Here is a 25,185-nt window from a genome sequence, read left to right on the forward strand (position 1 = left end):
CAAAGTATTTATGGCGATTTGCCATAATTTATAAGTGAGGTGACTGGAATGAAAAAAATGAAAACGATGGATGGTAATACCGCAGCTGCTTATATTTCTTATGCTTTTACTGAAGTTGCCGCAATTTATCCAATTACACCAAGTTCAACAATGGCTGAGATGGTTGATGAGTGGTCTTCTGTTAATGATCAACGCAATATTTTTGGCGAGACCGTTAATTTAGTTGAATTGCAATCTGAAGCAGGAGCAGCAGGTACTGTTCACGGTTCATTGAAAACAGGGGTATTAACAACAACATATACAGCATCACAAGGCTTACTTTTGATGATTCCCAATATGTTCAAAATTGCAGGAGAACTTTTGCCGACAGTATTTCACGTCGCTGCCAGAGCTGTTTCTACGAATGCTTTATCTATTTTTGGCGATCATAGTGACGTGATGGCTGCCAGACAAACGGGATTTTGTATGCTGGCTGAATCTAGCGTGCAAGAAGTAATGGATTTGTCGGCTGTGGCACATTTAGCTTCAATTGAAGGTAGTTTGCCTTTTATGAACTTTTTTGACGGGTTCCGCACCAGTCATGAGTTACAAAAAATTGAGGTATTGGATTATGACGATTTAAAAGAAATGGTAAATTGGGAAGAATTGGATAAATTCCGACAAAGAGGTATGAATCCTAATCACCCAACTGTTTCTGGGACTGCTCAAAATCCGGATATTCATTTCCAACAACGAGAAACTGTTAACCAGTATTATGATAATATCTTACCAGTTGTACAAAAATACATGGGTAAAATTAACGCTTTGCGGGGGACTGATTATGATTTAACGAATTATTATGGCGATCCCAACGCTACTGAAGTTATTATTTCCATGGGTTCTGCTTCGCCAACAATCCAGCAGACAGTAGATTATTTAAATAAGCAAGGTCGTAAAGTAGGGCATTTAAATATTCATTTATATCGTCCCTTCCCGGCAGAAAACATGTTGCAAAATTTACCTGATACAGTTGAACGGATTGCTGTTTTGGATCGGACCAAAGAACCGGGTTCAGATGGTGAACCTTTATTGCTAGACGTGCAAAGTGTTTTGTATCGTCATGTTAATCGTCCAATTGTAATTGGTGGTCGTTATGGGATTGCTTCAAAAGATGTGACACCAGATCAAATTGTCACGGTTTTTGATCATTTATTATTACCACCAGAGCAGTTAAAATACCGCTTTACAATTGGTATTAAAGATGATGTGACACATTTATCTTTACCACAATCAGAAATTTTGGATTTAACATCGCCTAGTACTTTCCAAGCGAAGTTTTGGGGCTTTGGCTCAGATGGTACAGTTGGAGCCAATAAACAAGCTATTAAAATTATTGGGAATAATACGGAGCAATATGCGCAAGCTTATTTTGCTTATGACTCCAAAAAATCTGGTGGGCTAACAATCTCGCATTTGCGTTTTGGTGATCATGAAATTCGTTCTACGTATAATGTGGAGTCAGCTGATTACATCGCTTGTCATAATAGCGCCTATATTCATCAATATGAGTTATTAAAAGGTTTAAAAGACGGCGGAACATTCTTACTTAACACGGTTTGGGATGAAGAAAAAGTTAAAAAGAACTTACCAAGTCGCTTGAAGAAGTATTTGGCTGTCCATAATATTAATTTTTATATTATCAATGCAATGGATATTTCCATTAAAAATGGACTTGGTCGTCGCATTAATACGGTATGTTCGGCTGCCTTCTTTGAAGTAACTGATATTATGCAACGTGAAACTTTCTTACCTTTATTAAAACAAGAAGTACAAAATGCCTATGGTAAAAAATCAATGAAACTCGTTGAAAATAACTGGAATGCCATTGACGAAACTTTTGCAGCTTTAACAAAAGTTGAGGTGCCAAAAGAGTGGGCTGATATAAAAGTGCCAAGTAGAAATCCAAAAGATGATATGAATAAACCGGCTTATATTCGCAACATCTTAGAACCGATTAACCGACAAGAAGGAAACAGCCTATCGGTTAAAGACTTGATGGATAACGATATGTTAGGTGGCACGATGGCAATGGGTTCTGCGGCTTACGAAAAGCGGGGTATCGCTTTAGAAGTACCAGAATGGTTACCAGATGCTTGTACGCAATGTAACGAATGTGCCTTCATTTGTCCCCATGCTGCGATTCGTCCTTTCTTAGCGGATGAAGAAGAAGCAAAAGAGGCACCGGCAGGTTTTATCACGCGGAAAATGCGCGGCGCAGATGGTTTAGAATATCGTATTCAAGTATCTGTCGAAGATTGTACGGGGTGTGGTCTTTGTGTTGAAGCTTGTCCAGCTAAAGGAAAAGCATTAGTCATGAAACCTTATGAAGAAATGAAAGATGAAGCAATGAACTGGGCTTTTGCGATGACTTTACGGCAAAAAGCAAATCCTGTGAAAAAAGAGTCTGTTAAAGGTTCCCAATTTGAACAACCGCTATTGGAATTTTCTGGGGCTTGTGCCGGGTGTGGCGAAACGCCATATATCAAATTATTAACGCAATTGTACGGCGATCGTATGATGATTGCCAATACTACAGGTTGTTCTTCTATTTGGGGAGGCTCTTCACCGGCTACACCATATACAACAAATGCAAGTGGTTGTGGTCCTGCTTGGTCTAATTCTTTGTTTGAAGATAATGCAGAGTTTGGTTTGGGGATGTATATCGCCAATGAAACAAAACGCAAGCGTTTGGCAACGGCAGTGGAAAGTATTTTACAGCAAAATTCTGTTTCAAAAGAAACTACAGCTTTGCTGACTGATTGGTTGGAGCATATCCACGATGGAAGTGGTACACAACAACGGGCAGCAAAAGTTATTTCAGCGTTAAAAACAGAAACGGATAGCGCTGCTGTAACACCATTATTAAAATACCAAGATATGTTTGTTAAACCAAGCCAGTGGATTATTGGTGGTGACGGTTGGGCTTATGATATTGGTTATTCTGGAATCGATCACATTTTAGCAACTGGGGCCGATGTTAATATTTTTGTAATGGATAATGAATTATATGCCAATACAGGTGGACAAATGTCCAAAGCAACGCCAACTTCTGCGATTGCAAAATTTGCTGCTGGTGGGAAGAAAACGAAGAAAAAAGATTTGGGTATGATGGCAATTGCTTATCAAGATGTTTATGTCGCTCAAATTTCAATCGAGGCTAACGCAAAACAAGCTTTAAAAGCCATTATGGAAGCCGAAGCTTATCCGGGCCCTTCAATTATCATTGGTTATACCCCTTGTATTAACCACGGAATTAAAGGTGGCATGAGCCAGTCTATTAAAGAAAGTAAGGCTGCTGTTGAAAGTGGTTACTGGCAATTGTATCGTTATGATCCGCGCTTACGGGAAAAAGGTAAAGATCCAATGCGAATTGACTTTAAAAAAGTTGATTTTACCAAGATGAATGAATTTTTAGAAAATCAAGTTCGTTTTTCTGCTTTGCGCAACATTAAATCATCAACTGAAGAGGTGGATGAAATGTTAGAGCAAACGGTTCAAGATATGGAAGAAAGAACCGGAGTATACAGCCAATTAGCAGATTTGAAGAAATAGTAAAAAGCCAGTTTTGCCGTAAGCAAAACTGGCTTTTTTTATATAAAAGAAGGTTATGTTTAATCAGTAATTTCACGAATGGAGAAGCTAGCTGATTTAAACAAATGATGATTTATTACGAAGACTTTATCGTGCTGTTCGTGAACTTTACCAATTTCATATTTAATAATTTTTTCTTCGCCAGCTTTTAAGATATGCTGGGATTGATAGGGTTTAGTATGTTTGGGATTATCTAACCAATTTCTGGTGTCTAAACTATAGCTGTTATGAATTGCCTGCACCGTACCGTCAAAGACTTTGATGTGAAAGTACATTGTACCGGTTTTGTTAAAATGCAAAGTATGAAGACGCTTATTGCCAAATAATTTTGTGAGGAAGATTTTTTCCGGATTAGTTTTCATTTGAGGCTCCTTTTTTGGGAATTTCAGATAAGCGATAGCCAACGTGCTTTTTTAAAAGAACAGATTTTGGTCGCACAATAAGTTGAGACGTATAAATCCCTTGATGACCGGATATGAAATAACTAATAAAAGCACTTGCTACATAAAAAGGCAGCATTTTTGCGCCGAATAAGTCAATCCCCAACATAATTGTCGTTAAAGGAGCGTTAGCAGCACAGCCGAAGACACAAATCATACCAATGGCAGCAAATAAGCTAGGTGAAAGTTGAAAACTGGTAGCAATTCCAGATCCTAAAGCAGACCCGATATCAAATAAAGGTGTCACTTCACCACCTTGAAAACCTGCCCCCAAACTTAAACTAGTAAACAATAATTTAAACAAGGCCTGTTTTACAGATGCAAGTCCTAAAAAGGCATCCTTTATCATCCAAAGGCTCAATCCTTCATATTTTTCTCCTTGCAAAAGGAGCATTAGGATAACTACAATCGCACCTGTAACAAATGCTCGTATTAAAAAATGGGGAAGAGCTTGGTGATAAAACTTTTTAAAGCTGTGAGTTAAGTAGGCAAACAGTCGTCCAGCTAAACCAAAGGCAATGCTTGCAACAATAAATACTAAAATAAAGCGGGGTGTAATGTTTGTTAATTCCTCAATATGATAATGACTATGACTGGTACCCCAAATTAACGCTGTAAAATTGCCGACGTATGCAGCTGTAAAGCAAGCTAGTAAAGCGTTGCGCTCTATTTTTCCAATATACGCCATTTCCATGCCAAAAAATGCTCCAGCTAAAGGAGTACCAAAGATCGAGGCAAAACCGGCACTGATACCCGCGTGAATTAATAGTTTGCGGTTTTTTTTATTTAATTTTAATTGTAAGCCTAATTTGTTTGAAACAACACCGCCAATTTGTACAGCACTGCCTTCACGACCAACAGAGGCACCAAATAAATGGGATAAAATTGTAAAGATAAAAGTAAAAAATCCCATTCTGACTGGTACACGAGCTTCTTTTTGAATACTTTCAATAATCAAATTGTTACCCTTATCTGCGCCTTTGCCATAATTTTGGTATATATAGGCAGTTAGGACACCCAGTATTGGTAAAAAAAATAGGAGATAGGCATGGCTATCTCGGAAACTTCCCACCCAAGCTAAACCGGCTAATAAAAAATGAGAGACGGTCCCGGTAATAAGTGCAACAATGAAAACCGCACCGTAAAAAATGCCACTTTCTTTTACCATTTTTACTACTGCTTTTTCGAACATTTAAATCCCCCTAAAAATAATGTGATGAAATATCTGGGTTGATGTTTTCGCAAAATAAACACAAAAAAAGCTAATGGTTCTACAAATAAACTTGCAGAAGTCATTAGCTTTAATAGCGGTTTTGGATAATTCCAAGGGAGAACATCATTCCCGAGATATTTAACTGTTGTTAGTTTAGCGAAAAGTAGTATTCAAGTCAAGAAAATTTCAGAAAATATTTTTTGACAGTGAATAACGTCAATGCTTTGTCAGTTTGACGCGCTTTTGATAACATGATGATGTATTTAAAATAAATTTGAGGTGAAGATATGCGAATAAATAAATCTAAAGTTGCAATTATTGGTAGTGGTCTGGTGGGTTCTTCAACTGCCTTTAGTCTCATTACCCAAGGTGTTTGTGATGAAGTGTTAATGGTTGATATAAATGCTGAAAAAGCGTCAGGTGAAGTACGGGATTTGCGAAATTCCATTCGTTTTTTAGGTCGGAATGTGCGGGTAAAAGCTGGCACATACACAGATTGTGCAGATGCAGATATTGTCGTTATTACTGCCGGTGCACCACCAAAAACAGGACAAACGCGATTGGATACCTTAGATATTAGTGCCAAAATTGCTAAATCAATTGTGGAACCTGTCATGGCAAGTGGTTTTGATGGAATTTTTATTGTTGTTTCTAATCCAGTCGATATGTTAGCACATTTGGTTTATAAATTATCAGGGCTACCCAAAAACCAAGTGATTGGTTCTGGAACTTCTGTTGATTCCGCTCGTTTACAAAACTTTTTAGCAGATTTAGTTGATGTTGATCCGAGAAGTGTATATGCATACGCTCTAGGTGAGCATGGGGATTCTTTAATGGTACCTTGGTCAATGGTGACGGTAGCGGGAAAATCATTTACAGATATCATCGCTGATAATACGGAATTAGTAGGAGATGTAGACTTAGATGAGATAGTTTATAAAACTACACAAGAAGGTTGGGAAATCTATAACCGTAAAGGAACAACTTATTATGGGATTGCATCTGCCTGCGTGGGGATTATTAAAGCTGTTTTATATGACGAAAACTCAATTGTTCCGGTTTCAACTTTATTGGAAGGTGAGTACGATGAAACAGGAATTTTTGCTGGTGTTCCAGCTGTTTTAAATCGCTCGGGTGTTTTTGATATCTTAGAAATTCATATGACTGCAGAAGAAGAAGCAAAATTCCGTCAGTCTGCAACGGTTATTCGGGAATACACAGAAAAAATTCAAAAGTATGAAAACTAGTCTGAATTTTTCCTGTTGCGCATAAAGTAAAAAAAGTAAACCACATCAATTAAATGGTTAAATCGCCATAAGTTGAATAAAAAATAGTATCCGATTTTTAGGAGGTCAAAATTTGAAAGTAGAAGTTAAAAATAAAGATTTCCATTATCAATTGACTTTTGAAAGAAAAACCATTGAAAATGTCACCTTGATTGTGTGTGGCACGATTTTATTGAAAAAGTTAATCAAAGGTTGGCGTAAGAAACGATAGTAGAAAGGGATATTACATTACAAAATAGAGTAACAAAATAATATTTTTGTAATTTTTAGGTTGAAAGTAAGGCTTTCATTTTACGATTAATGTTTTCTTAATTTTTATCACTTAAATTATGGTTGTTATATGACAATTGTCAGAAAATTTTTGAAGGAAATAATTCAAAAGATAAAAGGAATAGACCGCCTCTTTTTTAATAAAGCTGGTTTTTTGTAATAATTTTTGTGAAACTGAAATATTCTGTTACGGCGTTGTCACCTATAAATCGCTGCTCCTTGTTATGATATACAAGTCGTTTGAGACGAATATTGAAACAATAAAGGAGCAACTTATAGATGAAATTAGTAAAATCACTTTTTGCAACAACAGCAATTCTAGCCGGTGTCGCAGCCTTTGGTGTTAATGCCAATGCCGCCGAAGTTGAACATACCGTTACAAGTTCAGATACATTAACAAGTATCTCTTTGAAATACTATGGTGACACAGATCATGTTCAAGCAATTGCCACAGCAAATAAAATTGCAAACGTTGATTTAATCATTGATGGACAAGTATTGAAATTTGATACAGATAAAGATGTTACAACTTCATCAGACACTACTGCTGCTGCACCAGCTAATCAAACAACGAGCCAAGAAGAAAGTTCAGCAGCAACAACGAATACAGCCTACTCTGGTCGTACAATCACGATGGAGTCAACTGCATATAGCTCTGATCCGGCCGATGCTTTAGGTGGAGGCACAGTGACTGCGACTGGTCAAAATCTTTTGGAAAATCCGATGGCAGTTGCCGTTGATCCTAGCGTTATTCCTTTAGGTACCCATTTATATGTTGAAGGTTATGGCGAGGCCTACGCAGTTGATACGGGTTCTGCAATTCAAGGAAATATTATTGACGTTCATTTTCCGACAGCCGCACAATGTGATGTTTGGGGCCGCCGACAAGTGCAAGTAACCATTTTAGATAATTAATTTAAAAATTATAATTAGAGGCGCAAGCCAGTCTTTCATATTGAAAAAGACTGGCTTGTGATTTTTTGCTTTTTTTTTGCAAACAAGCCTGCTACGTAATAAATATATGAGAAAAAAGTGAAAATCATTAAAAAATAGACATGGTTTTGTTTTTTGTTTGTCATTTTATTGTATACTTAAATTATTAGGTACTTTTTTGGCAAAAGTATCGAAAATTTTTTTAAGGAGGGACCATATGCGAAAAAATTTTCAAGAAGTGATTGTTGCTATTTTACCGATGACAGTTTTAATTGTCATTTTGACTTTTATTTTTGCGCCGTTACCTTTTGAAGACCTGGCTACTTTTATTGTTGGGGCAGGAATTATGATGATTGGCATGACGCTGTTTTTATTTGGTGCGGAATATTCGATGTTGCGAGTTGGCGAATTAGTAGGGGAATATATGATCAAACGCCGCAGTTTAGCAATCATGATTAGTCTGGGCTTTTCAATTGGCATCGGGATAACAATTGCCGAGCCTTCTGTCCAGGTTTTGGCACAACAAGTGACAGAAATCTCAGAGGGTACGATTACAAAAGCTGTTCTGGTTGGAGTAGTAAGCGTCGGTACGGGAATATTTCTGGCTTTTGCCTTGTTACGAACAGTGTTTCGTCTGTCTTATTATCACATGATGTTAATTGGCTATGTTGCAGTCTTTATCGCCTCATTTTTTACCAGCCCGGAATTTATGCCGATCGCTTTTGATGCCGGCGGCGTTACCACAGGTCCGGTTACAGTACCGTTTATTTTAGCATTGGCCAGTGGGTTGACGAGTATGATTCATCAAGGAAAAGGAGAAAACGATAGTTTTGGTATGGTAGGTGTTTCTTCTTTAGGTCCAATACTTGCGGTAATGGTTTTGGGGGTGATTTTCCAATGATTTTTTTACAACAAGTCTTTACCGGCTTCACTGAAATGATTAAAGATGTCTTAATTGCAATTTTTCCAATTGTCTTTTTATTTGTCTTGTTAAATTTTACCAGCTTTAAGCTGAGTAAAAAGAAATTCAGTCAGATTTTAAAAGGTTTTTTGATTACGACAGTAGGGTTAATTTTATTTTTGCATGGTGTTAACATTGCTTATGTGCCAGTGGGGCAATATTTAGGAAGTGAAATTGCACAACTGGATTACAATTGGATTTTAATTCCCTTGGGATTTTTAATGGGTTTTTTGGTAGGCTTTGCTGAACCTGCAATTCACGTGATGGTCAAACAAGTGGAAGAAGAAAGTGGTGGAACGGTACGCGGCAAGGTACTATTAGCTGTCGTGTCGCTTGGAATTGGGGCAGCGGTTAGTTTGTCGATGTGGCGTTTACTGGCAGGATTTAGCCTTTATTACTTTCTTATTCCGGGCTATATTGCAGTCTTTATTTTGGGACGTAAAGTTGACAAAATGTTTTTGGCCATGGCATTTGATAATGGCGGGGTGGCAACTGGACCGATGTGTTCAACCTTTATTTTATCAATGGCCGTTGCTATTGCGGCTGAAATTGAAGGGCGTAGCCCGTTGATTGATGGTTTTGGTGTGGTGGCCTTAATTGCCCTAACACCGATTTTATCCACCTTAGCACTAGGATATATTTATAAAAAAAGAGCAGAACAAAAAGCAGTGAAAATGGAGGCTGAAAAATGAACAAACCAGTAGCTTTGAACCTTGAGATGATTATTACGATTGTAGACCGTGGCATTGGCGATGAGGTCATTAATTATTCAAAATTAGCCGGAGCAAATGGCGGAACTTTGCTTCATGGTAAAGGATCTGGCTCTCATGATAAAGGAAAGTTTTTCGGGATTGAAATTGAACCTGAAAAAGATGTTGTTTTGACTTTGGTGCCAGATACTTTAACAAATGAAGTAATGGATGCTATTGGTAAAGGGATTAAAATTAGCGAGCCCGGTAATGGAATTTGCTTTAGTATTGATATTGATAAGGTAATGGGAATCACAGAAATCAATTCCTATCGTAAAGTAGTCGATATGGATCAATTATTAGATTAGTGTAGTAAAAAAGTAAAATCACCAGCTGGTATTNNAATACCAGCTGGTGATTTTTTAATTGCAGGGTTTAGTTTGATAATTGCGTTTTTTGCTCATGATCTAAACGACGTAAATCTTTCATCGCTCTAACATAAGAGTACAATAAAACAACGACTGATCCAGCCCAAGCAAGTGGAGAAGCAGCTGCTGCCCCTGGATATTGGAAGTAGTGAGTTAAAACAATTGCAGCAAAAGAACGCATAATCAATTCCATGATACCTGCGATTGTGGGGATTTTGGTCTGCCCCAAGCCTTGTAGCGTATACCGTAAAATAAAAAGAATAGCCAAAATCCAATAAAGACTAGCGACGATTAAAAAGTAAATACGAGAAAGTTCAAAAACCTTCGTCTCACTACGACTAACAAATAATGCAACAAAGGAATCACCAAATAAAATTACGACAATGCCTGCAACAATACTAAAAATAATACTCATAATTAAGCATTGCTTGACCCCTTCTAGAATGCGCCCATATTCTTTTGCCCCGTAATTTTGGGCGGTAAAGGTGGCCATTGTCACGCCAAAGCTCATCATCGGCTGAGTTGCAAATTGATCAATCCGTCCGGCAGCAGCTTGAGCTGCTACTGCATCTGTTCCCAAACTATTGAGAGCCGACTGTAAAATAACTGCCCCAATAGCGATAATAGAAGCTTGAAAGGCCATTGGTAGACCGGCATTTAAATGAACACGGTATTCGTCTTTTAAGTTTTTGAAATCATTTTTGCTAATTTGTAAAAGCGGGATACGGCGTTTAATATAAATAAAGCACATCAAGCTAGCTGACATTTGGGCGATAACCGTTGCATAACCAGCGCCTGATACACCCATATTAAATTTAGTAATGAAAATTAGATCTAATACCACGTTGATGATGACAGCAAAAATCAAGAAGAATAACGGCGTACGACTGTCCCCTAACGCCCGCACCATATTACTCAAAAGGTTAAAAGCCATGGCTGCAAACATTCCGCCCAAAATAACGGAGATAAATTCTTCCGCTTGATCAAAAATTTCTGGTGGAGTTTGCATAATATGCAGTAAAGGGCGTAGAAAAACTAAACTCAAAACCGTCAAAATAAGGGTAACGATTAAACTAATCACAAGACTTGCAGCAAAACTTTTTTTGACTCCTTTGTAATCTTTTGCACCAAAACGTTGGGCAGTAATAATGGAAAGTCCTGCGGTTAAACCTTGGGCAAAACCAATGATTAAAAAAGTAATGCTCCCTGTTGAACCTACAGCGGCTAAAGCATCTTTGCCGATTGTTTGACCGACAATGATCATGTCTACCATATTGTAAAACTGTTGGAAAATATTCCCTACAAATAATGGAATCGTAAACATAAAAATCAGTTTGGCCGGTGTTCCTTTTGTCAAATCTTTCATTTATTTACTCCTATTTTTTTGTAAATTTATTTTTAATTCAAACTTGTTACCTAAGCAAAGTAAATGGTAGCATAACGACTATTAAATACAAGCCTTTTCAAAGAGGTTTTGCAAGAATTTTCATTTTTTTCATGACATTTCTTTTTATTACTGGGATAATAGAGCTAAGGAGGCGGCAAGATGAAAGTTGTATTGATACGCCACGGTGAAAGTATTGCAAATTTTGAAAATTATTGGACAGGGTGGCTGGACGTCCCCTTAACAAAAAAAGGTGAAGAGCAGGCAAAAGCAGCTGGAAATAAAATAAAAATGGCTCAGCTGCAATTTGATGCCGTTTTTACTTCTGTTTTGCAACGTGCCATTTTAACAAGTCAATTGGTTTTAGAAGCAAGCGATCAATTGTGGGTGCCATTAATAAAAACTTGGCGCTTAAATGAACGACATTATGGTGCTTTAATTGGTAAGAATAAAGATGAAATGACAGCAATTTATGGCGCAGAACAAGTAAAAAAATGGCGGCGGGGATATTTTGAAATGCCACCATTAGAATATGCAGGAAATTTTGATCGCCGTTATCAAAATTTGGCAACCCAAGATCTACCAAAAGGAGAAAGTCTTGACTTAACGGTTAAACGGGTTATTCCATTGTGGCAAGATCAAATTATACCGCTATTGTTAGAGGGTAAGAATATTTTAATAGCTGGACATGGTAACAGTTTACGGGCATTAGTGAAATATTTAGAAGCTGTTCCAGAAAATGAGATGGATACGATTGCAATTCCCAATGCTGCACCAATCGTTTATGAATTCGACGATAAGCTGCAAATAATCGCGAAAAAGTTGCTATAAACACGAACTTTTCAAGCTGATAATTTAATTATGTTCACTTTTTTGTCGAAAGGACAACTTTTTTTTGCTATACTCGAAAAAAACAGGAGGTATTTTTATGAAAGCTATTTTAACAGTAATCGGACAAGACAAGGTGGGAATCATTGCCGGCGTCAGCCAAAAGTTGGCTGACTTAGATATTAACATTTTAGATGTCTCCCAAACGATTATGGAAGATTATTTTACAATGACCATGATGTTACAGTTAAAACAAACCGCAGAGTTTGAAAGTATCAAAAAGGCACTTAACTTAGTTGGAGATAGTTTAGGTGTCAAAATTAACATTCAAAATGAAGAAATTTTTAATGCAATGCATAAATTATAGTAAGGGGTTATAACCATGGAGACAAATCAGATTTTAGAAACCATTCGCATGGTAGAAGAAGAAAACCTGGATATACGTACGATCACAATGGGAATCTCTTTACTAGATTGTATCAGCGGCGATGTCAAAAAGACTTGTGACAATATTTATCAAAAAATTACAACCAAAGCTTTCGACTTGGTAAAAGTAGGAGAAGATATTGAAACGGAATTTGGTATTCCCATTATCAATAAACGTATTTCTGTAACACCGATTTCACTGATTGCTGCTGCGAGTGGAACAAAAGATTGCATTCCTTTTGCAAAAACTTTAGATAAAGCAGCAATTGCTTTAGGTGTAAACTTTATTGGTGGCTTTTCAGCTTTAGTTGAAAAAGGATATCAAGGTGCAGATGAGGCGTTGATTGCTTCAATTCCAGAGGCGCTAAAAGAAACGCAATTTGTTTGTTCTTCGGTTAATATCGGTTCTACCCGGGCGGGAATTAATATGGATGCAGTTAAATTAATGGGGGAAACAATCAAAAAAACTGCGGATGCTTCTGATATGGGGTGTGCCAAATTAGTTGTTTTTGCTAATGCAGTTGAGGATAATCCATTTATGGCTGGCGCCTTTCACGGCGTTGGTGAAGCTGATTGTGAGATTAATGTTGGTGTCAGTGGTCCCGGCGTTGTAAAACGGGCATTAGAAAAGGTGAAGGGCGAATCTTTTGATGTCGTAGCTGAAACTGTTAAGAAAACTGCTTTTAAAATTACGCGTATGGGTCAAATGGTCGGACAAGTTGCTTCAAAACGTTTAGGTGTACCCTTTGGTATTGTCGACTTGTCATTAGCACCAACGCCTGCTGTAGGAGACAGCGTGGCTTTAATTTTAGAGGAAATGGGTTTGGAATCAGTTGGAACCCACGGCACAACTGCAGCTTTGGCACTTTTAAATGACGCTGTAAAAAAAGGTGGCGTTATGGCTTGTAATCATGTCGGTGGATTATCGGGTGCTTTTATTCCAGTTTCTGAAGATGCAGGGATGATTAAAGCTGTTGAAAACGGATTATTGAATTTAGAAAAATTAGAAGCAATGACGGCAATTTGTTCAGTTGGTTTAGATATGATTGCTATTCCTGGTGATACGACTGCTGAAACGATCGCGGCAATGATTGCCGATGAGGCAGCGATTGGCGTGATTAATCATAAGACCACTGCAGTTCGGATAATTCCAGCTAAAGGACAAAAAGTTGGAGACATGGTAGAATTTGGTGGCTTGTTGGGTCGTGCGCCAGTAATGAAAGTTAATCCGGCTAAAAGTGCTGATTTTATCGCGCGGGGTGGCCGTATTCCAGCCCCAATCCATTCATTTAAAAACTAAAGGTTGATGAAAATGAAAGATTTTATTTGGGATTTTGACGGTACTTTATTTGATACGTACCCCAATATGTTAAAAGCTATTTTAAAAGTTTTGCAAGAAGAAGGTCTAAATCCTCCAAAAGAAGAAATTTATCGTCTTCTAAAAGAAAAATCTTCAAAAGCCGTCACTGAAGGCTATGACTTAGACTTTGTTGATTTTTCCAAGCGATTTCATCAATATGAAGATCAGATGGATAAATGGCCGCATCCTTTTAAAGGCGTAAGAGAAATGTTATCGGCTGTAAAAGAGCAGGGTGGACAAAATTTTATTATGACCCATCGAACTGTCGCATCCACCAAAAAATTATTGGCCTATTACCAATTGACTGATTTTTTTGTTGAAATTGTCGGCGAAGAAAATAATTTTGCAAGAAAACCGAATCCAGAGGCTTTGCTTTATTTGCTTGCCAAATATCAGTTAATAAAAATGCAAACGGTGATGGTAGGTGATCGCCTTTTAGATATTGCTGCGGGTAAACAGGCTGGTTTAAAAACCATCTTTTTTGATAATGAAGGCTTATTAAAAAATATCCCCGCAGATTACTACGTTACTGATTTTAATCAGTTACAAAATCTCATTACAAAATAGAAAAATCGTGAAGATTAGCTAAAGCTGGTTTTCACGATTTTTTTATTTAGAAATTATTGCAGTTTTTTTATTTCTTTTGCGTAAATAATTGTGAAAGGAGGAAGAAGATGGCATTTTTTTATGAACACAAAACACGAGTGATACTAGTTGGTGCAGTTTTGTCTGTCTTGTTGCTTATCGGCGGGCTTTTTATCTGGCAAAAACAAAATGAAAAAAAGTCATGGGCGTCGTTACCTTTGGACTCGAGTAGTCAAATTGAACAGACAAAGGAAAGTAAAACAAAAGTAAAGACAATTACAGTTGATATTAAAGGAGAGGTCGCAAAACCAGGGGTGTATGAACTACCTATGGATTCTAGGATGCAAAAACTTGTTCAAGTAGCTGGCGGATTTACTAAATGTGCCCTGCAAAAAGAAATTAATTTGGCCCAAAAATTACAAGATCAACAGATGGTTTATGTACCAAATCAAAAAGAATCAACGTCTGTCAGTATTGGTAATGATTTTAGCGTCGGTAAACAGGCAACTTCCAATTCAGAAATGGTCAATATTAATACCGCAGATTTAACCAAGTTACAAACACTTTCAGGCATTGGCGAAAAAAAAGCGGAGGCAATTATTGCGTATCGGGAAGAAAATGGAAGTTTTAAATCAATAGAAGAGCTAAAAGAAGTTTCAGGAATCGGGGAAAAGACGGTTGAAAAATTACGTGCATCGATTACAATATAAATAAAATAATAAAGGAGCAACGCTATGGCTGATCAAAGAATCCCTTGGGACCAATATTTTATGGCACAAGCGGTACTTTTAGCATTACGCAGTACATGTACCCGTCTTGAAGTTGGGGCAACATTAGTAAAAGATAAACGCATTATTGCAGGAGGTTATAACGGGTCAGTTAGTGGTGATGTTCACTGCATCGATGATGGTTGTTATGTGGTAGATAACCATTGTATTCGCACCATTCATGCGGAAATGAATGCATTATTGCAATGCGCGAAATTAGGCATTTCCACAGATCAAGCAGAGGTTTATGTAACGCATTTTCCTTGTCTGCAATGTACCAAAGCGCTTTTACAAGCAGGTATTCGAAAAATCTACTACTTACACGATTATCGTAATGATCCATATGCGATTGAATTAATTGCACAAGTGGGAGCAACCGCCCAAAAAGTTGACTTAGATCCTGAATATTTTCAAAAACTTTCTTTTGGTTCTTTAAACGAAGTAACTGATTAACGATTTAGCTAATCGCTGGATTATCCCGAGTCTTGCGATGGTTCTTATTATCTGTGGTATTTATTTAAATTGTCCACTGCTATTTTTAATACTGTTTTTATATTGTGTCTATTTTTGCTGCAGCCGCCAGTTCAAACTTGTTTTTGTGATTGGGTTCTGCAGTCTTTTTATCGTACCACGGCTGCTGACAACTTTAGATAAAATTGATCATGATTATACATTAAAACAGGAGTTTATTTTAAAAGTTTCTGCAGATAGTCTAAAAATTAATGGGGATAATTTGAGTTTTCATGGCGAAAATCAACGTGGCGAAGTTTTTAGCTGTTATTATACTTTTCAAAGTGAGACAGAAAAAAAGCAGATAGTAAATAAAGACCTTCAGCAAAACTACGCTACTATTTTTGGCACGTTTACAAAAGGAAGAGGGCAGCGGAATTTAGCCGGCTTTAATCAACAAAAGTATTTGAGAAGCCATGGTTATTGTGGTGTGTTAAATAGCAAAAAAATTAATTGGCACGCTAAAAAAACTTTCACCTGGGATCAAGTGCGTGCTTTTTTTATTCGCCAGCTAAAGAGGAAGCTGCCACAAAAAACGAGTGCTTATCTTGGGGCATTATTTTTTGGCTATAAAGATCAAGACTTTAAACAAACGCAGGGCACATTATCACCAAGTGGTATTTTGCATTTTTTTAGTATCTCAGGTATGCATGTGCATATCTTTTTAGGGGCATGGTTAGGTTTATTGCAATGCTTAAGGCTAACGTTAAAAGAAAGTCTGCTGCCAGTCCTTATTTTTGCTGTGTTTATTCTCCTTTTGACAGGTGGAAGCGTTGGAATCTGGCGAGCAACTTTGCTTTTTATCCTAAATCTATTAATAAAATTTTTGCCGATTGTCTTATCACCAATGGATAAATTTGGTATTGTTCTTTTGCTATGTTTATTTAAAGAGCCGTTACTAATTTTCCAGACTGGCGGGCAATTATCCTTTATGATGTCGCTTTTATTGGTTATCACAGTCAATGAGCAAGGTAAGCTAAAAGACTTTAAAACGAGTAGTTGGTTAACCCTTTTGGCATTACCGTTAATTTGCTTTTATTTTTATGAATGGCCATTGTTGGGCGGTTTTTTAACTGTCACCTTATTACCAGTGTTCAAATTTTTTTTATTACCAGTAGGACTGGTGATTATAGTCAGTACATTTGTTATTTCGTTTGACTTTCTGATTCATTTATTTGAAAAATTTATTTTTCTCTTTGAAAGTCTTTTGGCAAATACCGTTCATTTTACTTTACCAATTGGCTGGGTACCGCCGTTATATGTCTTTTTACTAACTTTTTTAGGGATTTATCTGTACCAAAAGAAATTTTCTAAAATAAAACTAGCTATTTTACTGCTTTTTTTTCCATTTTTAATTAATCGCGTGACGTTTCCTTTAATGGTAGCTTTTGTGGATGTCGGTCAAGGCGATGCGATCGTTTTTAAAGCACCCTTTAACCGGGAAGTAATTTTAGTGGATACAGGTGGAAAAGTGCTTTTTCCACAAGAGAAATGGCAGCAGAAAATTCAAAACAGCAATGCCCAAAATACACTGGTACCTTTTTTAAAAGCTTGCGGGATTAAAAAAATTGATAGGGTAATTATTACCCATGGTGACAGTGATCATATGGGAGACTTAGATGTCGTATTGGAAGATTTTGATGTAAAGGAGTTAGTTTTAGGTGCAGGAAGTGAAAAACAGCCAAATATTGCAAAGTCTTTAAATCAGTTGCCCAAAAAAACAGATTTAAAACTGCTTTCTGGGGCAGCATCTGTCATCGGTTATTTTCCGTTACGTGTTTTTGCCCCCCTCAAAAGCAAAGGGGAAAATGAAGACTCCCTTGTTTTGCAAACTCAAATAAAAAAGCAACGCTTTTTATTGACTGGAGACTTAGATCAAGCTGGAGAAAAACAGCTGCTAAAAAAATACCAAAATTTAAAAAGCGATGTATTAAAGTTAGGACATCACGGGAGTAAAACCTCATCTTCGCCTATCTTTATTCAAGAGGTGGCACCAAAATCCGCTATTGTTTCCTGTGGCTTAAATAATCGTTTTAATCATCCGCATCAGGAAGTTTTAGAAACACTAAACAAACAGCAAGTCACAACTTTTCGCACCGATCAACAAGGGATGATTTATTATTCTTGGGGCTTTTTAGAACCTGTCGCAACGCCCAAAACCGTTCAAGAATCTGCTAGCCCTCCGCAGTAGAAAATGTTAGGATGTAAAAAAGAGTCATTGTAAGGAGAAAAAAATGAAAGCCCAAGAAGCATTACAAGCAATTAAAGAAAAACCACTGGCACCGTTATATCTTATCTTAGGGACCGAAAGCTATTTGCAAGATCGCATCAAGCACGCTTTTATGGAGCGACTGCAATTACAAAAAGATGATTTAGACTTGGTTTATTTTGACTTGGAGCAGGACCCTTTAAATTTAGTCGTGGCAGAAGCGCAAGCACCGTCTTTGTTTTCTTTAGAAGATAAACGGTTAATCATTGCTGAAAATCCGTTGTTTTTGACTGCAGAAAAAAAGAGTAATGTGATTGAACAAGACTTAACAGATTTTTTGAGCTATTTAACCGATCCGGCGCAAAGTGGTGTCGTAGTTATGATTGCGCCTTATGAAAAATTAGACGAACGTAAAAAGGTCACCAAGTTGTTAAAAAAACAGGCGGTTGTAATCGATGTACAACCTTTAAAAGAACAAGACGTACAGCGTTATGTGCGCCAGACGCTAGCGGCTGCAAACATTCAGTTAGACCGCCAGGCTTTTGATACTTTTATGCAACTTACAGAAATGGATTTAACCAAAGCAATGCAAGAGTTGGATAAATTATTATTATACGGGGCAACGGGTGCGTCTTTAACAAAAGATGTGATTATACAGTTGGTGCCACAATCTTTGGAAAATAATATTTTTGAATTGACAGAAAATGTCTTAGCAGGTAATGCCGACAAAGCATTACGGATATATGAAGATTTACATCTACAAGGAGAAGAGACGATTAAAATCAACGCTATTTTAATCGGGCAGGTGCGCCTGTTGTTACAGACTAAAATATTGATGAAGGCGGGCTATCAACAAGCCAACATTGCCCAGACGGTAAAGGTACATCCTTATCGTGTAAAATTGGCCATGCAGCAAGTAAAAAAATACGATGAAAAACAGCTTATGACGCTGTTTGATGAATTAGTCGAAAATGATTATCTTGTTAAAACGGGCCAGATGGATAAAGAATTTTTATTCCAACTTTTTGTTTTAAAAACCGCGCGATAAAAATTTTGCCAAACTTAATAAGTAAAAGAAAAAGCGTTGAAGAATTAACTTCAACGCTTTTTGAAACTACTTAGCGATTTTTTTGCTTAAACGAGCTTTATCGCGGTTAGCTTTATTTTTGTGGATCAAGCCTTTAGTTTCGGCCATATCGATCGCTTTGCTAGCTTCTTTATACAAAGCTTCTACGTTGTCGGCACCAGCTTCGACAGCTTGTTCGAATTTTTTGATGCTTGAACGCACAGCACTCATTTGAGATGAATTTTTAGCGTTAGCAGCAGTGCTAGTTTTCACGCGTTTGATTGCAGATTCAATGTTTGGCATAAGTTTCACCTCCGAATAAAAAGTTTTGCATGATAAGTCATACAAATCAACACTAATCATTATACCCAAACATTGTAAGCAATGCAATAAAAGTTGTAAAGAAATTTTACTTAACAGAAAAAGTTAAAAAAATAGCGCAAACAAAAATGAAATATGCTATGATACTAACGTAAAAAAACAAATCTGCTTTTTGGTGGTGTAATTTTTTGAGTATAGCATTAGTTGTAACGATTACCCTGGTAATGGGCGTTATTTTTGTCAACGGATGGACTGACGCACCCAATGCCATTGCGACGGCTGTTTCTACACGGGTTCTAAAACCAAACGTGGCAATCTGGATCGCGGTAATTATGAACTTTCTTGGCGCATTAGTGATGACTTATTTTAATGCACAAGTTGCAGAAACAATCAGTAATATTGTAAGTTTTGACGCCCAAGGGAATATCGGCGCCTCACAAGTAGCACTGGCAGCTTCACTTTTTTCAATTGTTGTCTGGGCAGTCGCGGCTTGGTATTTTGGTATTCCCACCAGTGAATCCCATGCGTTAATTGCTGGTTTAACTGGTTCTGCAATGGCTTTAGGCGGTCTTGGTGCCGTTAATGGACAAGAGTGGATTAAAGTGTTAATTGGTTTAGTCGTGTCTACAATCTTAGGTTTTGGTGGTGGCTATTTAATTACTAAGCTCATTGCGCTTATTTTTCGCGATGTTCCAAGAAGAAAAGCCAACAAGTTTTTTACTGTCGGCCAAGCTATTGCAGCGGCAGCCAATGCCTTTTTACATGGCGCTCAAGATGGACAGAAATTTATGGGAGTCTTTATGTTAGGCCTTTACTATAACAATTTGGCCGAAAAAACTGGTGGTGGTTTTACCATTCCACTATGGGTAATGGCGTTATGTTCGATCACGATGGGGATTGGAACTTCCGTTGGTGGTATGAAAATTATTAAATCGGTCGGAATGGATATGGTGAAACTAGAAAAATATCAAGGCTTCTCTGCTGACGTAAGTGCAGCAATTGTTTTATTTCTAGCTTCAGTCTTTGGTATTCCAGTTTCCACTACCCATACTAAAACGACTGCTATTATGGGCGTAGGCGCATCAAGACGACTTTCCAGTGTGGATTGGCGGATTGTAAAAGAAATGATTTTTGCCTGGGTAATGACATTTCCAGGTTGTGGTTTAATTGCCTATTTAATGGCGAAATTATTTGTTGCAATCTTTTAATTTAGATAAGGAGCTTATACAATGGCACGAAGAAAACAATATGATTTTTTAGGTGCAATGGCACATTTGACCCAAAATGCAGCGGATGCAGCAGAAGTGTTAGTGCAATTGGTAAAAAATTATTCTGCAGAAACGCTAACATTAGAGGCAGAGAAAATTCATGATTTGGAAAAAGAAGGCGACCGCATTGTGACGGAGCTGACTAATGAATTGTATGATGCATTTATAACCCCTATTGATCGGGAAGATATTTTGATTATAGCAGAAAGAATCGATGATATTTTAGACGGGATTAATGCCTTGACTTATCTTTTTGAAAACTTAGCTATTACTAAAATGCGTCCACAAACAGATGAATTTGCTAAAATGGTTTTAACAGCAACAAACGGAGTTCATACGGCGATGCTAGAATTTCCGAAGTTTAAACATTCAAAAACTTTGAAGAAAATGATTGATGAAGTAAATCAGGTTGAATCAGAGTCTGACCGCCTATATTCTGAATTGAAAAAAGGCTTGTTTACCGAAGAAACTGACGTTTTAGAAATTATTAAATGGAAAGACGTCTATGATCGTTTGGAACAAATCGTTAATGCTAGTGAAGATGCTGTGGATATTATTGACGGCATGGTAATTAAAAATACTTAATGAAAAGGTGCGGGCAAGTTTTATGACTTGTCCGCACCTTTTTTAAACAAAAAAATTTACGTTGACCTGCTAAGCTGTTATTTTTCAATAACGTAAAAGTTTCATCTAGCTATTTTTATAGCAAACACGTTTATTTTTAGCGGTGTCTTTTTTAGTAAATGACGAGGTATTTTGCTAAGTTATAAATAAAAGGTGTGGCATCGCTTTGATGCCACACCTTTTGTTTTGTTCAATGAAAAAAAATTACATTGCGATTAGCCAATAACCAATTAAGATAACCCCTAAAATAATTCGGTACCAGCCAAAAATGGTAAAGTCGTTTTTCTTGATGTAGTTCATTAAAAATTTAATTGCTAATACTGAAACGATGAAAGATACGGCAGTACCAACTAATAATACAATTGTACTTTGGAAGCTAAAACTGTTGCCATGCATAATAAATTTTACAATTTTCAAACCACTGGCACCAATCATCGTAGGAATTCCCATAAAGAAAGAAAATTCGGTGGCAACAAAACGAGAAGCCCCGATTAAAATACCACCCAAGATTGTCGCACCAGAGCGGGAAGTACCAGGCACTAATGATAATACTTGGAACATCCCGACGATTAATGCTGCTTTGTAAGTAAATTTATTTAAATCTGTACATTTTGGTGTTACATTTTTGTTGCGCTTTTCCACCACGATAAAAGCAATCCCGTAAATAATCAGCATCAATGCGACTGGGAAAAACTTATGGAAATGTGCATCTAACCAATCATCTAAAGGTAATCCGATAATAACTGATGGAATAACGGCTACAACAACTTTAAACCAAAGATTCCAAGTATCTTTTTTCTCAATCTCACTTTTACGAGGAGAAAAAGGATTCAATTTATTAAAGTAAAGATAGATAACCGCAAGTATTGCACCTAATTGAATCACAACGTTAAACATTGTCATAAAGGCTTCTGATTCTTGCAGCTTGATAAATTCATTAGCCAAAATTAAGTGTCCAGTACTACTAATTGGCAACCATTCTGTGATTCCTTCAATGATTCCTAGAATAATCGCTTTTAAAATGTTAAGCAAAAACATGCTTTCATTCCTTTCTTAACTTGATAAGTTTGTAGTTGGCACTAAGCGCCATAAAAAGATTACAGGCTCTAGTATACCCTTAAATTTTTGGAAAACCAATTGCTTTATTGAGTCTTTTATAAAAAAAAGACAATCCGCAAAATTTTTTGACGGACTGTCTAAAGGGAAAATATTTTTTTAAAAACTTATTGAATTAAACGTTTAAGCTAGAAGGTTTTTTGAAATCTTTTTGCCCTCTTCAATAAAATTAGTAGAACCGACTTCTTCGATGGAAAAATTGCCATTTTCGTCATAAGTTAACCGAGTGACACTCCCGTTTTGCAAATCGACCCGAACCGGTTGTGTTTCGTCGATTAAATTGAGTAAAAAGGCAATCGTGAAGCCGTGGGAAACAATGACAGCTTTGCCGCCACCTTTTTTTTGCACGCGATGTGCAATATCTTCAAAACCAGAAAGTACGCGATTTTTAATTGTTTCAAAATCTTCTGCCCAATTAGCAGTGTCGGCATCTTTAACAGCTTCAGCAATTTTTTCAAATGAAATGTTAGTTTCCCACATTTCTTCGCTGTCTTTAAAGTTTAAAACTCGAGGCAAAACACCCCACATTTCAGAATCATAACCACCTTCTAAAGAACCCCAGCACCACTCTCTGATGCGATTGTCTATCGAGTAAGGAATTTTATTCCCATCACTATGTTCACCTAAGACGATCCGCATTGTTTCGATTGCGCGGCCAGAATCACTGGAGACAGCTTCAACGAAGTCTGTTTCTTTTAAACCAAGACCTAAATAATGAATCATTTGGGCGCCTTGTTCCGTTAGGGGAGTGTCACACCATCCTTGTGCTCTTTGCAGTGCATTAAACATTGTTTTGCCATGACGAATAACATAAAGTTCAACTTTTTCCATCTTGAAATCTCCTTTTTAATTCTTTAACTTTTAGTAAAATAGTAAATTCTAACGTGTTGCTAGAAAAAACGGATTGGATTTTTTTTCGCGTTCAACAGTAGTTGCCTCACCATGACCCGGATAGACGGGAAATTCATCTGGTAAAGTAAAAAGTTCTGTTTTGATACTGGTCAATAGCTGTTCAAGATTGCCTGTTGGTAAATCGGTACGCCCGATACTGCCACGGAATAAGGCATCGCCACTGATAACAAAAGAATCAAAAATAAAGCTAACACTCCCAATGGAATGACCCGGAGTTGCCACAACCTCAAAAGTCATACCGCCTAGCGTGTATTCTTTTAATTCAAATAAAAAGTCTGCTGGTGCAACAAGAATGTTTTCCAGCTCATCGTGTCTTCCCAGGCCAGAAAGATTCATAATCGGATCTTGCAACCAATCTGCCTCTAAGGGACTAACATAAAGAGGAATGTTGTAGTAATCGCGTAATTCATCGACAGCTCCAATGTGGTCATAGTGGGTATGGGTCAATAAAATTGCTACCGGTTTTGCCTTTAACTTTTCTATTTCTTGGATAATAATTGGACCATCCGCACCGGGATCGATAATTAAAAGATTTTCTTTATCAGCTACTAAATAGCAATTTTCTTGAATTGCCCCGGTTGGAATTTTGATAATTTCCATTTCTTCGCCTCCAAACAACATTTGTCTCCTTCAGTATAGCGTAAAGAACAAAAACAAACAAAGGGAGATGTCTGAAGTAGCCCTTTGTATAAATATGCTATGATAAAAGAAAAAAGTTGCAGTGGGGGTAGAAAAAAGATGAAATTTTATCTGAGGGATAGTTTAGTTCAATTAGGTATGACAGCCATCGTACTAGCAAAAGTAACAAATGTTACACCAGATGTTCCGTTAACCAAAGAGTTGGAAAACTATATTACCGCAAGTGAAGAATTAGCGGCAAATTATGATCGAGAGGCGATTCGTGTTCATTCAGTTATTGCGGGTTATCGTGCCAAGATGCAAGCAATCGGTCAGAGTGTAAAAAAAAATCCCCCCACAGCAGAAGCCTTGATCAAAAATATTCAGCGACGTGGAAGTATGCCGCGGGTAAATAGTATTGTAGATTTATACAATGCAGAAGCACTGCACTCATTTTTGGCCATTGGTGCCCATGATTTTGATACCATTACTGAATTTGTTGAATTTACACGAGCCTATGAAGCGACCGTTTTTTTTCCAATTGGCTCTAATGAAAAACAAGTTAGCGTAGGAGATATAATTTATCGCGATCAAAAAGGCGTGATGGCGTATCTTGATGCCCGTGATGGCGAAGCTTATAAAATCACACCAAAGACGAAAAACCTATTATTAATCATGCAAGGAAATGCCAATACCGATGTCCCTTCACGAATCGCGGCATTAAAAAGAGTCTGTGAAAATATTAAAAAAATATGTCCTTTATCAGCTTATGAAATTGCTGTTGTTACGCAAAAAGATGACACTTTTTTTGAATAATTTTTGACATCTTTGCTGCTTTCTTCGTTGTTATAATGAAGGGGGGAGAAGAAGATGTATCAAGAGTTTTGGCATTTTTTATTGTATTTGCAAGGTACAGGGATTTTTAATGTAGTAGCAGTTTTAGCAATTGCGATGATTTTTGACTTTTTTAGTGGTATGGTAGTGGCTAAAATCAAAGGGGCGATATCTTCTCGGATTGGCATTAATGGGATTATTCGAAAACTGGCAAGCATGTTATTGTTACTGTTCTTTGTTCCAGTCGCCTTTATTTTGCCAGCTAAAACGGGTGTCGCCATGTTATGGGTCTTTTATTTAGGCTACTTATGTTTAGAAATTGAATCTATTTTTGAAAACTATCGTAAACTTGGCTTTGATATGACGATCTTTACAAAGTTTTTGGCCGAAATCGTTGCATTATGGAAACGCAAATAAAAACCACAAAATAAATGAATTGACTTAAAAAAGCTGTGACAAAAGTGTCATGGCTTTTTGGCTTTTAAAAGACCTATATAGCCCTAATAG

The 25,185-nt window shown here is 37.1% G+C and carries 26 protein-coding genes and 1 riboswitch; of the genes, 19 read left to right on the forward strand and 7 right to left on the reverse strand.

Annotation, left to right across the window (positions count from 1 at the left end; genetic code table 11):
• Window positions 1–48: 48 nt before the first annotated feature.
• Window positions 49–3,591, forward strand: a complete 3,543-nt coding sequence (gene nifJ / locus JZO76_RS10670; protein WP_206904067.1) for a pyruvate:ferredoxin (flavodoxin) oxidoreductase — start codon at window positions 49–51, stop codon at window positions 3,589–3,591.
• A gap of 59 nt (window positions 3,592–3,650) precedes the next feature.
• Here nifJ and JZO76_RS10675 read toward each other — a convergent pair whose 3' ends face one another.
• Together JZO76_RS10675 and JZO76_RS10680 are read right to left on the reverse strand one after the other, a co-directional pair.
• Entirely contained in the window at window positions 3,651–3,992 is a 342-nt protein-coding gene (locus JZO76_RS10675) for a hypothetical protein (RefSeq protein WP_206904068.1), read from the reverse strand.
• Complete coding sequence (locus JZO76_RS10680) at window positions 3,982–5,262, reverse strand: chloride channel protein (RefSeq protein ID WP_206904079.1); 1,281 nt, start codon at window positions 5,260–5,262, stop codon at window positions 3,982–3,984. Before JZO76_RS10680 ends, JZO76_RS10675 begins: the two co-directional genes overlap by 11 nt.
• Before the next feature lie 87 nt (window positions 5,263–5,349).
• Window positions 5,350–5,423, reverse strand: a riboswitch (Fluoride riboswitch).
• 147 nt (window positions 5,424–5,570) lie between these two features.
• Between JZO76_RS10680 and JZO76_RS10685 the strand changes: the two genes are divergently transcribed.
• The 6 genes from JZO76_RS10685 (at window position 5,571) to JZO76_RS10710 (ending at window position 9,790) form a co-directional block, all read left to right on the forward strand.
• Entirely contained in the window at window positions 5,571–6,530 is a 960-nt protein-coding gene (locus JZO76_RS10685; protein WP_206904083.1) for an L-lactate dehydrogenase, read from the forward strand.
• Window positions 6,531–6,642: 112 nt separating this feature from the next.
• A complete protein-coding gene (locus JZO76_RS10690) occupies window positions 6,643–6,780 on the forward strand; it encodes a hypothetical protein (protein ID WP_206904085.1) in 138 nt (45 codons plus the stop codon).
• Between the two features lie 338 nt (window positions 6,781–7,118).
• Window positions 7,119–7,754: a 3D domain-containing protein gene (locus JZO76_RS10695; RefSeq protein WP_206904093.1), complete on the forward strand. Its 636-nt coding sequence runs from the start codon at window positions 7,119–7,121 to the stop codon at window positions 7,752–7,754.
• 235 nt (window positions 7,755–7,989) lie between these two features.
• The gene (locus JZO76_RS10700) at window positions 7,990–8,673 is read left to right on the forward strand and encodes a DUF1538 domain-containing protein (RefSeq protein ID WP_206904095.1); all 684 of its coding nucleotides are present in this window, start codon (window positions 7,990–7,992) and stop codon (window positions 8,671–8,673) included.
• Window positions 8,670–9,425, forward strand: a complete 756-nt coding sequence (locus JZO76_RS10705; protein ID WP_206904096.1) for a DUF1538 domain-containing protein — start codon at window positions 8,670–8,672, stop codon at window positions 9,423–9,425. The genes JZO76_RS10700 and JZO76_RS10705 overlap by 4 nt, the downstream gene beginning before the upstream one ends.
• Window positions 9,422–9,790 (forward strand): P-II family nitrogen regulator, encoded by a 369-nt coding sequence (locus JZO76_RS10710; protein ID WP_206904098.1) that lies wholly within the window; start codon window positions 9,422–9,424, stop codon window positions 9,788–9,790. Before JZO76_RS10705 ends, JZO76_RS10710 begins: the two co-directional genes overlap by 4 nt.
• A 67-nt stretch (window positions 9,791–9,857) precedes the next feature.
• Here the strand turns inward: JZO76_RS10710 and JZO76_RS10715 are convergent, their stop codons facing one another.
• The gene (locus tag JZO76_RS10715; protein WP_206904102.1) at window positions 9,858–11,216 is read right to left on the reverse strand and encodes an MATE family efflux transporter; all 1,359 of its coding nucleotides are present in this window, start codon (window positions 11,214–11,216) and stop codon (window positions 9,858–9,860) included.
• 180 nt (window positions 11,217–11,396) lie between these two features.
• On the opposite strand from JZO76_RS10715, the gene JZO76_RS10720 reads away from it, so the two are divergent.
• From JZO76_RS10720 to holA, 8 genes are all read left to right on the forward strand, one after another.
• Window positions 11,397–12,065: a 2,3-bisphosphoglycerate-dependent phosphoglycerate mutase gene (locus tag JZO76_RS10720; protein ID WP_206904105.1), complete on the forward strand. Its 669-nt coding sequence runs from the start codon at window positions 11,397–11,399 to the stop codon at window positions 12,063–12,065.
• Between the two features lie 97 nt (window positions 12,066–12,162).
• The gene (locus tag JZO76_RS10725; protein ID WP_206904108.1) at window positions 12,163–12,429 is read left to right on the forward strand and encodes an ACT domain-containing protein; all 267 of its coding nucleotides are present in this window, start codon (window positions 12,163–12,165) and stop codon (window positions 12,427–12,429) included.
• A 15-nt stretch (window positions 12,430–12,444) separates the two neighbouring features.
• Window positions 12,445–13,788, forward strand: a complete 1,344-nt coding sequence (locus tag JZO76_RS10730; protein WP_206904110.1) for a PFL family protein — start codon at window positions 12,445–12,447, stop codon at window positions 13,786–13,788.
• Window positions 13,789–13,800: 12 nt separating this feature from the next.
• Complete coding sequence (locus tag JZO76_RS10735; protein WP_206904112.1) at window positions 13,801–14,415, forward strand: HAD-IA family hydrolase; 615 nt, start codon at window positions 13,801–13,803, stop codon at window positions 14,413–14,415.
• A gap of 107 nt (window positions 14,416–14,522) precedes the next feature.
• Window positions 14,523–15,143, forward strand: coding sequence for a helix-hairpin-helix domain-containing protein (locus JZO76_RS10740; RefSeq protein ID WP_206904122.1), 621 nt, complete (start codon window positions 14,523–14,525; stop codon window positions 15,141–15,143).
• A 24-nt stretch (window positions 15,144–15,167) separates the two neighbouring features.
• Window positions 15,168–15,653, forward strand: a complete 486-nt coding sequence (locus tag JZO76_RS10745; protein ID WP_206904125.1) for a ComE operon protein 2 — start codon at window positions 15,168–15,170, stop codon at window positions 15,651–15,653.
• Window positions 15,654–15,798: 145 nt separating this feature from the next.
• Window positions 15,799–17,901, forward strand: a complete 2,103-nt coding sequence (locus tag JZO76_RS10750) for a DNA internalization-related competence protein ComEC/Rec2 (protein ID WP_347401464.1) — start codon at window positions 15,799–15,801, stop codon at window positions 17,899–17,901.
• A gap of 43 nt (window positions 17,902–17,944) precedes the next feature.
• Window positions 17,945–18,967, forward strand: a complete 1,023-nt coding sequence (holA, locus tag JZO76_RS10755) for a DNA polymerase III subunit delta (protein ID WP_206904128.1) — start codon at window positions 17,945–17,947, stop codon at window positions 18,965–18,967.
• A gap of 66 nt (window positions 18,968–19,033) precedes the next feature.
• On the opposite strand, the gene rpsT is transcribed toward holA, so the two are convergent.
• On the reverse strand, window positions 19,034–19,288 hold the full coding sequence (rpsT, locus tag JZO76_RS10760) for a 30S ribosomal protein S20 (protein WP_071864692.1): 255 nt from the start codon (window positions 19,286–19,288) through the stop codon (window positions 19,034–19,036).
• A gap of 242 nt (window positions 19,289–19,530) precedes the next feature.
• Here rpsT and JZO76_RS10765 point away from each other — a divergent pair, with 242 nt between their 5' ends.
• Window positions 19,531–20,514 carry an inorganic phosphate transporter gene (locus JZO76_RS10765; protein ID WP_206904210.1) on the forward strand — a complete coding sequence of 328 codons (984 nt, stop codon included), beginning with the start codon at window positions 19,531–19,533 and terminating at the stop codon, window positions 20,512–20,514.
• 21 nt (window positions 20,515–20,535) lie between these two features.
• Window positions 20,536–21,159 carry a DUF47 domain-containing protein gene (locus JZO76_RS10770; protein ID WP_206904132.1) on the forward strand — a complete coding sequence of 208 codons (624 nt, stop codon included), beginning with the start codon at window positions 20,536–20,538 and terminating at the stop codon, window positions 21,157–21,159.
• A 243-nt stretch (window positions 21,160–21,402) separates the two neighbouring features.
• Here JZO76_RS10770 and JZO76_RS10775 read toward each other — a convergent pair whose 3' ends face one another.
• The 3 genes from JZO76_RS10775 to JZO76_RS10785 all read right to left on the reverse strand — a co-directional run bounded on the left by JZO76_RS10775 (window position 21,403) and on the right by JZO76_RS10785 (window position 23,826).
• A complete protein-coding gene (locus JZO76_RS10775; protein ID WP_206904134.1) occupies window positions 21,403–22,236 on the reverse strand; it encodes an undecaprenyl-diphosphate phosphatase in 834 nt (277 codons plus the stop codon).
• Window positions 22,237–22,437: 201 nt separating this feature from the next.
• The gene (locus tag JZO76_RS10780) at window positions 22,438–23,145 is read right to left on the reverse strand and encodes a histidine phosphatase family protein (protein ID WP_206904136.1); all 708 of its coding nucleotides are present in this window, start codon (window positions 23,143–23,145) and stop codon (window positions 22,438–22,440) included.
• A 48-nt stretch (window positions 23,146–23,193) separates the two neighbouring features.
• Window positions 23,194–23,826 (reverse strand): MBL fold metallo-hydrolase, encoded by a 633-nt coding sequence (locus JZO76_RS10785; protein WP_206904147.1) that lies wholly within the window; start codon window positions 23,824–23,826, stop codon window positions 23,194–23,196.
• A gap of 138 nt (window positions 23,827–23,964) precedes the next feature.
• Here JZO76_RS10785 and JZO76_RS10790 point away from each other — a divergent pair, with 138 nt between their 5' ends.
• Window positions 23,965–24,660, forward strand: coding sequence for a B3/B4 domain-containing protein (locus JZO76_RS10790; RefSeq protein WP_206904148.1), 696 nt, complete (start codon window positions 23,965–23,967; stop codon window positions 24,658–24,660).
• A gap of 54 nt (window positions 24,661–24,714) precedes the next feature.
• Window positions 24,715–25,095, forward strand: a complete 381-nt coding sequence (locus JZO76_RS10795) for a phage holin family protein (RefSeq protein WP_206904149.1) — start codon at window positions 24,715–24,717, stop codon at window positions 25,093–25,095.
• Window positions 25,096–25,185 lie beyond the last annotated feature (90 nt).

It is taken from the genome of Candidatus Enterococcus myersii (genome assembly GCF_017316025.1).
Lineage (GTDB): Bacteria > Bacillota > Bacilli > Lactobacillales > Enterococcaceae > Enterococcus_C > Enterococcus_C montenegrensis.

Bases quoted from the DNA above. Each gene is read 5' to 3' on its own strand.
- JZO76_RS10720 (WP_206904105.1), top strand. From the start codon at position 11,397: ATGAAAGTTGTATTGATACGCCACGGTGAAAGTATTGCAAATTTTGAA.
- JZO76_RS10775 (WP_206904134.1), bottom strand. From the start codon at position 22,236: ATGTTTTTGCTTAACATTTTAAAAGCGATTATTCTAGGAATCATTGAA.
- JZO76_RS10770 (WP_206904132.1), top strand. From the start codon at position 20,536: ATGGCACGAAGAAAACAATATGATTTTTTAGGTGCAATGGCACATTTG.
- JZO76_RS10780 (WP_206904136.1), bottom strand. From the start codon at position 23,145: ATGGAAAAAGTTGAACTTTATGTTATTCGTCATGGCAAAACAATGTTT.
- JZO76_RS10680 (WP_206904079.1), bottom strand. From the start codon at position 5,262: ATGTTCGAAAAAGCAGTAGTAAAAATGGTAAAAGAAAGTGGCATTTTT.
- JZO76_RS10695 (WP_206904093.1), top strand. From the start codon at position 7,119: ATGAAATTAGTAAAATCACTTTTTGCAACAACAGCAATTCTAGCCGGT.
- JZO76_RS10725 (WP_206904108.1), top strand. From the start codon at position 12,163: ATGAAAGCTATTTTAACAGTAATCGGACAAGACAAGGTGGGAATCATT.
- JZO76_RS10705 (WP_206904096.1), top strand. From the start codon at position 8,670: ATGATTTTTTTACAACAAGTCTTTACCGGCTTCACTGAAATGATTAAA.
- JZO76_RS10765 (WP_206904210.1), top strand. From the start codon at position 19,531: ATGGGCGTTATTTTTGTCAACGGATGGACTGACGCACCCAATGCCATT.
- JZO76_RS10790 (WP_206904148.1), top strand. From the start codon at position 23,965: ATGAAATTTTATCTGAGGGATAGTTTAGTTCAATTAGGTATGACAGCC.
- holA (WP_206904128.1), top strand. From the start codon at position 17,945: ATGAAAGCCCAAGAAGCATTACAAGCAATTAAAGAAAAACCACTGGCA.
- JZO76_RS10700 (WP_206904095.1), top strand. From the start codon at position 7,990: ATGCGAAAAAATTTTCAAGAAGTGATTGTTGCTATTTTACCGATGACA.
- JZO76_RS10745 (WP_206904125.1), top strand. From the start codon at position 15,168: ATGGCTGATCAAAGAATCCCTTGGGACCAATATTTTATGGCACAAGCG.
- JZO76_RS10710 (WP_206904098.1), top strand. From the start codon at position 9,422: ATGAACAAACCAGTAGCTTTGAACCTTGAGATGATTATTACGATTGTA.
- nifJ (WP_206904067.1), top strand. From the start codon at position 49: ATGAAAAAAATGAAAACGATGGATGGTAATACCGCAGCTGCTTATATT.
- JZO76_RS10735 (WP_206904112.1), top strand. From the start codon at position 13,801: ATGAAAGATTTTATTTGGGATTTTGACGGTACTTTATTTGATACGTAC.
- JZO76_RS10740 (WP_206904122.1), top strand. From the start codon at position 14,523: ATGGCATTTTTTTATGAACACAAAACACGAGTGATACTAGTTGGTGCA.
- JZO76_RS10675 (WP_206904068.1), bottom strand. From the start codon at position 3,992: ATGAAAACTAATCCGGAAAAAATCTTCCTCACAAAATTATTTGGCAAT.
- JZO76_RS10785 (WP_206904147.1), bottom strand. From the start codon at position 23,826: ATGGAAATTATCAAAATTCCAACCGGGGCAATTCAAGAAAATTGCTAT.
- rpsT (WP_071864692.1), bottom strand. From the start codon at position 19,288: ATGCCAAACATTGAATCTGCAATCAAACGCGTGAAAACTAGCACTGCT.
- JZO76_RS10795 (WP_206904149.1), top strand. From the start codon at position 24,715: ATGTATCAAGAGTTTTGGCATTTTTTATTGTATTTGCAAGGTACAGGG.
- JZO76_RS10685 (WP_206904083.1), top strand. From the start codon at position 5,571: ATGCGAATAAATAAATCTAAAGTTGCAATTATTGGTAGTGGTCTGGTG.
- JZO76_RS10715 (WP_206904102.1), bottom strand. From the start codon at position 11,216: ATGAAAGATTTGACAAAAGGAACACCGGCCAAACTGATTTTTATGTTT.
- JZO76_RS10730 (WP_206904110.1), top strand. From the start codon at position 12,445: ATGGAGACAAATCAGATTTTAGAAACCATTCGCATGGTAGAAGAAGAA.